At 34.8% G+C, this 7652-nt stretch carries 5 protein-coding genes; 1 reads left to right on the plus strand and 4 read right to left on the minus strand.

Features of this window, described 5'->3' with window-relative positions:
- The 4 genes from FZ949_RS03730 to FZ949_RS03745 form a co-directional block, all read right to left on the minus strand.
- A partial coding sequence (locus tag FZ949_RS03730; RefSeq protein WP_262367777.1) for a Cj0814-related protein occupies positions 1 to 730 on the minus strand: 730 nt, incomplete at its 3' end.
- A gap of 12 nt (positions 731 to 742) precedes the next feature.
- Positions 743 to 1876, minus strand: coding sequence for a Cj0814 family flagellar-dependent secreted protein (locus FZ949_RS03735; protein ID WP_148790150.1), 1134 nt, complete (start codon positions 1874 to 1876; stop codon positions 743 to 745).
- 91 nt (positions 1877 to 1967) lie between these two features.
- On the minus strand, positions 1968 to 3722 hold the full coding sequence (locus FZ949_RS03740; RefSeq protein ID WP_148790151.1) for a response regulator: 1755 nt from the start codon (positions 3720 to 3722) through the stop codon (positions 1968 to 1970).
- Between the two features lie 105 nt (positions 3723 to 3827).
- A complete protein-coding gene (locus FZ949_RS03745; RefSeq protein WP_148790152.1) occupies positions 3828 to 4979 on the minus strand; it encodes a Cj0814 family flagellar-dependent secreted protein in 1152 nt (383 codons plus the stop codon).
- Between the two features lie 421 nt (positions 4980 to 5400).
- Here FZ949_RS03745 and FZ949_RS03750 point away from each other — a divergent pair, with 421 nt between their 5' ends.
- The gene (locus FZ949_RS03750; protein ID WP_148790153.1) at positions 5401 to 7548 is read left to right on the plus strand and encodes a site-specific integrase; all 2148 of its coding nucleotides are present in this window, start codon (positions 5401 to 5403) and stop codon (positions 7546 to 7548) included.
- Positions 7549 to 7652: the final 104 nt, after the last annotated feature.

Raw genomic sequence — 7652 nt, forward strand, 5'->3', positions numbered from 1 at the left:
TGCCTCTTTTTTCTTTGAAATTTAAAAGCTCTCTTGCGTAGAGAAATTTTTGATCCTTGTTTATATCATAGGTCTCATACTTCTTTTTAACCTGCATAGGTTTAAATGTCTTCTCATTTTGCTCTTTAGCAAAATTTGCATTGTATTCTTGCTCTTCCTTAATTATCTGCTTTCTTTGTTCTTCAACATCCTTTGTTGCTTTTTCTCTTGCTTTGGCAAATAAAGTCTTAAACTCTTCTATGCTTAGATCAGTTCTACTTAAAAGACTAAGAGACTCCTTGTTATTATTCGGATAAAGAGAAGACATACTGTCCATAAATGCTCTTAGATCGGCCTCTTCTTCTTTTGTACCAAGACCTATCATCTTACCTTCTATTGTTGGTTTGCCGTCTATAGAGTTATCCCTCAGAAAATCCATATAGCCTTGAAGTTCCCAATCTATCGCTTTTTCTATGGTTTCTGGATATTTTCCGTATAGAGCTCTTCGCTCTTCTGGGGTGTATTTGTTTGATAGCATACTATCTATTTTATCTATGGTTTTTGTTATCCAGTCTTCCGTTCCTTCTTCTATACCGATTATCTTATCTAGTCCAACACCAAATGGTCCTTGCATATAAGCATCAACTTTAGCTTTCTCATCTTCTGCAGATAAATTTTTATTGCCATGAGCTATGTAGTCATCTAAAATTTCTTTATATTGCATCGATCCATTATAGGTAGTAATAAACATTTCAACTCCCCTTTATGCCTTTATATCAACATCTCTTTTTATACCAAGCATATCTACTAGATATTTTCCAGCTGGGTTTTCGTTTAGCTCTTTTACTAAATTTAAAGGCGGCATGCTAAATTTTAAAAAGCTATCCATAAAGTCTTTGCTCTTTTTGCCATCTTTATCTATCTCACCAAAGAGTAGCTTTAGCATTTTTAGATTATGCTCCATCATCTTTTTAAATGATAGTTCGTCTTCTTGGTCGCTAAATTTATCAAGGCTTTGTCTGTGTCTCACATAATCTTGCATATAATCAGGCAGCATAGAGACAGCACCATCATCTGCTTTTGAGAAATTTACCCCATAAGCCATTTGCCACATAGCGTTAAAGGCATTAAATGACCTTTGAAATTCTTTTGTGTTGATGTTTTTATCATAGCCGCCATATTTGCCTATCGCAGTGGTTTCGCCCTCGTATATGTCTAGGTTGTGATTTAGCACGCCAGCTATAAGACCACCTTTAGTTATGGAGCCATCTTTGTTAGTGTATTTTTCTCCGTGTGGATCCATAAATATACCAATGACCGTGTTTTCTTTACCGCCATTTGCGTTGTTAAAGATGTATGTTACGTTTTTTGGATGTATCTGCTTATCTGCCGCAATAGACAAAGAGCCATTGTAAAAGAGCGTGCTTATGGTCTTTGTTGGCGTATGCACAAAGCTATCTTCTACCGCAGAATACTCACTAGCACTAGCATATCTTTGATCTACTTGCAGACTTTGACGATCATAAGAAAAGCCTTGAGGGAAATTTCTTATATCTTCTGCGCTAAAGCTGTCCTTTGAGCTTAGTGTATCTTCGCCAACCACTTGAGCTAGCAACCTATAAGCGTTGCCAACTGTTTTAGCTATATCGATACTTTTAAAATTCTTGATGTCTGGGTCTATTATGTCGTTTGATCTGACTAACGACTCCAGTGTACTTGAGTGAATTTTATAATCAATTGGTATGCCAGCTTGCTTGTTAAACTCATCTGTAAAATAACCATCCTTATCTACCTTGTAGCCTAAAACCTCTGAGCTGGTTTGGTTGGTGGCAACTTTGGTTGATACCTTTATGCTCTGTTCTAAATTTAAGGGGTAGCTACCAAGTGCGTTTATCATCTAATATCCTTTTAGCTTCATGCTAAAGATATCGTCTTTTTTGTAAAAAGATTTATTTTGCAAAGGGTTTTTAGTCTGCATAAATTTACTCCTAAACTCTCGCATCTATCTTTTTATAAAGCCTATCTTTACTAGATAGTTCTTTAAAGTTTAGGTCATTTTCAAGATAGGTGATGTTGTAAATTTCTTTGGTGGTGATGCTTTTGCCGTTTTCAAGTCCGATCAGAAATTTGCTTGTAAATTTATCAGAGAGGTTTTTAACCAGCTTTGCTCCAAGCTCTTTTAGGCTAGATATCTTCTCATCTTGCTTTATGCCTATATCTTTAAAGTCAAGTCTATTTAGCTCTACATCATTCATGCTCTTAGCATCTAAATTTATACTTGCTCTTTTGCTATCCTTGTCATCTTTGCTGATTAGCTTGCCAGTGTCGCTATAAATTTCTTTTACCTCTAGCTCTCTTCCGCTATCAAATTTAAGCGTGATCGTGCCATTTTTGTTTAGCTTCATAGCTATTACGCTGTCTGTGTCCTTTAGCGCAGCTGCTGCCTTGCTAGTATCACTCTCAAAAGCATGCTTTGCTCTTTCTAAATTTTCTAGGCTAAACTCCAGTCCAGTCGCTTTTTCAAACTCACTCTCCATAGCGATTATATAAGATGACTTTGTGACTTTTAGCTTTGAGATGAGATCATCTGCGTCTTCTACATCATTTTCTTTTAAATTTTTGCTTATCCACTCTACATCTTTGCTGTGAGCGCTAGACTCTTTTTGGTAGTCGTTATAAAATTTCATAAAGCTATCTTTTTGATAGCCTGCGTATGAAAAGCTCTCATCTTGTTTAGACCCAGTAGGTTTTATGATAGGGTTAAACTCACTAAGCCTTTTCTTGCCGTCAAAGCCAACTTTCTCATAGGCAAAGTTGTTTAAGCCGCTCTCTTCGTTGAATATCTTATTATCCCTAAGATCTACCCAGCCGTCTTGGTCTGCATGCTCTTTGAAAAATTTATTAGTCTCTTCTTTGCCTATCTTTTGGTAGCGATACTCGGCTGAAAATAGAGTATAAGGGTTTGAGTTGTTTAAACTAACTCTGTAATCAACTGTGTTTTTGCTAGCAAAGTCCATAGCCTCATGGCTTAAATTTCTAATATCTTTTTTGATAAAGTCGTTAAGGTTTATCTCGCTTACAACTTCGCTTAGTTTGAAAATTTTCTCATTTCCGTCTTTATCGTAGCCTCTAACTTTTAGCTTATCAAAGTATTTATCACCAGAATTTATCACTCCGTCCTTGTTGCTATCAAAGTTAAATAAAAATCCATTTGCATCTAGCTTGCCTATGCCTAGTTTGTCATTATCGTTATAAAGATCCAAAAAGACCTCTACATCACCCAGTGAAGTTTTTATCGTTTTTTCATAGGCGTAGTCATTTAAATTTGTAAATTTAGTATCTGCTGCCGCAATGGGCTTAATGGGAGTTTTTGAATTTATAGATGAAAAATAGGTGCTAGTTTGATCCACTTTCCTTAGTGCTGAGGCATCTTCGCCAAAGAGATATTTGTTTTCAAAGTCCTTTTTGTCCCAGTTTCTCCGCTGGATATCCACGTAAGAAAAAGCATCGTTTGTTCCGTTGTCTGCTTTAGCATACTCTGACTTCACGCCACTGGTGCCTGCACTTTGGATGATAGAGTAGGTGCTATTTGAGATGAGCTTAGTAGCGATGTCTTTAAGCTCAGACTTTAAATTTATGTTGTCTAAAGTTTGCACTCTATCTACACCAAGAAGGACCCTTGAATAGATCATATCTTTGGGTAGATTTATATTTATGGGCTCTAAATTTGGTGATATCGTCATTTTAAATCCTTTTAAAATATATAGCTTATATCGGCAAATATAAAAAATGTTTAGTAGTATGGTAGCCAAAATGGCTTAGAGCGAATGCCTTCTATGTTATATTTTTTAAAGCTCTCTTACCTTCGTCCTCTCATCAAATTCTTTTAAAACATCCATTATTTTATTTGCTAGTCCCTCAAGCGTTTGATCTTTTTTAAGCTCTAAATTTCTAAGCTTTAAAATCCTAGCTAGTATATCTTTTAGATCTTTCTTACCAGATAGTATCTCATCATAATAAGCCTTTGGTATGCCTATCTCACTTCTATCTTGTTTTGTAAGTATGAGTGTGTCTCTATATACATTGCGAGCCTCATCAGTAATCCTTGTTGTGCCACCTTGTAACACAAGACCTTGCTCGTTTTTTAAAAATGCTACAAAGATTTGCTCCTTTGTATAGCCTTGTTCGTTGTCATATACAGACATATCAGGCTTAAAGTCATATCCAGCACTGCTAACCCACATATAAGGGATAGTATGCTCAGTTGTCATCACTTCTGGAGAAAAGTCAAGGAAATTTCCATTAACCCTTATATTTATATCTTTTAGATCATTCATTAGCTTACGTGCATCGTCTGCGTCTTGTGCTGTTCTAAATACATGAGTTACCTTCTCATTGCTCCTATCGGTTAGTCCATCTATCTCGTCACTTGACATCCTACCCATTAGATATTCGAAATGATCCATTTTTTTATCTTTTGAAAAGTAGCCCTTTGGCATCTTTGCCAGATCTTCATTTGAGTAAAATTCTTTACCCTTGCTAATAACTCCAGCTGAAATTTGATCAAAAATTTTATAGTATTGCTTGATAGTATTTGCTAGATCGATATTTGCAAAACTATCCTCTCCAAATAGCGCATTATCTTTTTTTGTATTCATTGAAAAATTTGTAAAGTTTGGATGTTTTTGATTGTGTAGCACTATCGCATCAAGTGTGCTTTTGTGGATTTTAAAGTCCTGTGGCAAGCCTGCAGCTTTGTTAAAGTCAGCTCCCATAAATCCTTTAGCATCTACACTATATCCATAGCCCTCTTGTGAAGTAAATTTAGCCTGATAAAGAGAGTCAATACTACTAGATGAAACAAAATCATTTTTAGGAATAGTGGTTTGGCTGATCGAATTTATATTTGTAGTGTTAGGTAAGAAGCTTGCAAAGCCTTCGCTTTTTGTATGTTTTTGGTAGTGTTGTTTTGTTAAGATGGAGTTATAAGAGATTTTCATAGCTTACTCCTTGAATTTAGCTTCAAAGAGTAAGCAAAAGTTGTGCCGAAAATTTAAGAGTGAGATAAATTTAAGTTTGTTCACTTTGAGATAAAAATTTTATCTATCAGTAAAAATAAAAGCAAATTTATAGAAATCATCTTGTAAAATAAATCTATCCTGAAAAAATGTACCACTTTTTATAAAAACTGTACCATACTTTTAGGAAATTTTAAAGAAAGGGAAACTGCAAAAAGGGCAGTTAAAGTATCGATAAGTAGGACATCTATGGTGTCACGGGGGAGACTTGAACTCCCGACCTCCGGCTTATGAGGGTTTAAAAATAAACCTTATGTAAGCACCAAAAAGACGGCATACAGCCAGTTTTACACCAGGTATCTGCTACATTTTGCTACAAAGTTATATTGCATAGGTAACAAAGATGCAATATCTAGTCAAACGAAATGGCACATACTACTTTAGAGTAGCCATACCACTATATCTGAGGCCCTATTTTGGTAATAAAACCGAATACATAACCTCCTTCCTCACAAAACGCTTTGATACAGCAAAAAATCGTGCTAAGATCTACTCTATAATTTTTAACGCGATCAAAAAGGCATGGAAGATGAATTTGAGCAGCGAACTTATAGAGCACTTGGTGCTTATGCTTTTAAAAGCCAAGGAGGCCAAAAGTATCAAAGAGCATGATATGCTTGGCAGATATATAAATTTAGATGGACTACTATCACTAAATTTGTTTTTAAAACAGAGTTTAAAAGAAGATAGCTTACCCAGTGTCATATCAAAAGAGGTCGATGAGATCTGCAAAAAGCTATCTTGCACTGATCCTCATACAAAAAAGCTTCTTGGTAAAAGAGTGCTTGAGGCAACGATAGATAACATAAATCACATATCATATAAGATGTGTAAAAACCAAAAGCTACTAAATGATGAGCAACAAGCATTTGTGCCTCTTAACAAAAAGCACAAGAGCAAAAATTTAGATGATAATGCCAAAGATGAGATAGCAAAAGGCATTAAAGAGGCTAGCATAGATAGCTATCAAGACGACATAGAGGCTTTAAAAAAGCAGGATTTGGTGCTACCTTTTACTAAAAAATCCTTAAAGCACTCTGTTTGTGAGCTAAGAGATTCTATAAATGAACTAGCTAGGCAAAAGGGAGCACTCACACAAAACGATATCTTAAGAATATTTGGTTGTGAGTTATTGCCAGATGGAGACAATGAACTAAGCGATGATCTAAAATTTGGATATGGAAATTTAAATGATCCTACCTTTGGTGGTCAGGTAAAGCTATATAAGGCAGATAAATATGAAGATAAAGGTATAGTTTTAAGTGATATTGAGGCTAAAGATCTTGCGATAGATGATACAAGTGATGCTAGTAACATGACTTTTAATGAAGCTATAAATTTCTTCCAAAAGCTCTTCTCGAATAGAGCTAAAAGCTTTAAATCACAGCTAATCTCATCTACTAAAAGCGAGAATAAGGCTGACACGGTCACACTAAAGAGTGCATTTGAAACCTATGTATCAAACACAAGCATTTCAAACAACTGGAGTGATAGCACATTTGGTCTTGTTAGACATGTAGGAAAGCTAATGTATATGAATTTTGGTGATGAACTAGATATTAAAAAGATAAAAAGAGATGATTTGCTAAATTTTAGAAATGTCTTACTGCAACTACCAACCAAACTCTCTCAAAATAGTCTCTATAAAGATAAAAGCTTAGATGAGATCATAGCTTTAGCAAAAGATAGACCAAAAATTTCTAAATCAACTATCAAAAAATATATTGTTAGAGTTAGTGAGTTTTTTAAATACTGCTACGATAGTGACTATATAGATAAGAACCCAGCTATAGATCTGCAAATAAGTATAAACCAGGATGACGTTACAAACAAAAATCCTTATGAAGATAGTGACGTAAACGCACTTTTGGATATTGTTAGTAAGATTAGATCAAGTGGAGATACCAAAAGCCAAAGGATCAGTAAAGATGAGCTATTTTTCGTTACTTATATAGCAGCTTATTCTGGCATGAGACTAAATGAGATAATCCAGTTAAACACAGATGACATAGTTGAAAAATATAACATAGTATGCTTTAGTTTAAATACAAAAATAGATGTAAAAACAGGCAAGAGCAAGACTTTAAAGACTAGAAACTCTGTAAGGATAGTGCCCATCCACTCTAAGCTAAGTAGCATTGGGCTGTTTGAATTTATAGAGAGTAAAAAGAAGCTAGCTAGGAAATGTGGCAAAGCAGTTAGGTTATTTAGCTGTGATAATAAAGACTTCTCTGAGTATTTTAGAAAGAAGATCAATACTAAAGTTATAAAAGATGGTGATAAAACAAGGACATTTCACTCATTTAGACACACTTTTATAAACAAGCTCATCCAAAGTGGCCAGAGGGTCGAGCATATAGCTGCTCTGGTAGGACACGAACAACAATACAAGATCACTATGAATACTTATGGCGAACCAGTAACTCCTAAAATTCTAAAGGATCTAGTAGAAGAGATAAATTTTTATCAAGAAGGGGAAGGGTGGGTGTAGTAAACTATTTAAAATGATGGCATTGTTAGAATAAATAGTAAAGGTTGATTTATAATTTAAGGTTATTTAAGATTCTAAAATTATGCTTAATTTTATAGCTTTTT

The sequence above is a fragment of the Campylobacter concisus genome (assembly GCF_902460545.1).
GTDB lineage: Bacteria > Campylobacterota > Campylobacteria > Campylobacterales > Campylobacteraceae > Campylobacter_A > Campylobacter_A concisus_AE.

Excerpts from the sequence above, each read along its gene's own strand:
- FZ949_RS03735 (WP_148790150.1), bottom strand. The coding sequence starts at position 1,876 with ATGATAAACGCACTTGGTAGCTACCCCTTAAATTTAGAACAGAGCATA.
- FZ949_RS03740 (WP_148790151.1), bottom strand. The coding sequence starts at position 3,722 with ATGACGATATCACCAAATTTAGAGCCCATAAATATAAATCTACCCAAA.
- FZ949_RS03745 (WP_148790152.1), bottom strand. The coding sequence starts at position 4,979 with ATGAAAATCTCTTATAACTCCATCTTAACAAAACAACACTACCAAAAA.
- FZ949_RS03750 (WP_148790153.1), top strand. The coding sequence starts at position 5,401 with ATGCAATATCTAGTCAAACGAAATGGCACATACTACTTTAGAGTAGCC.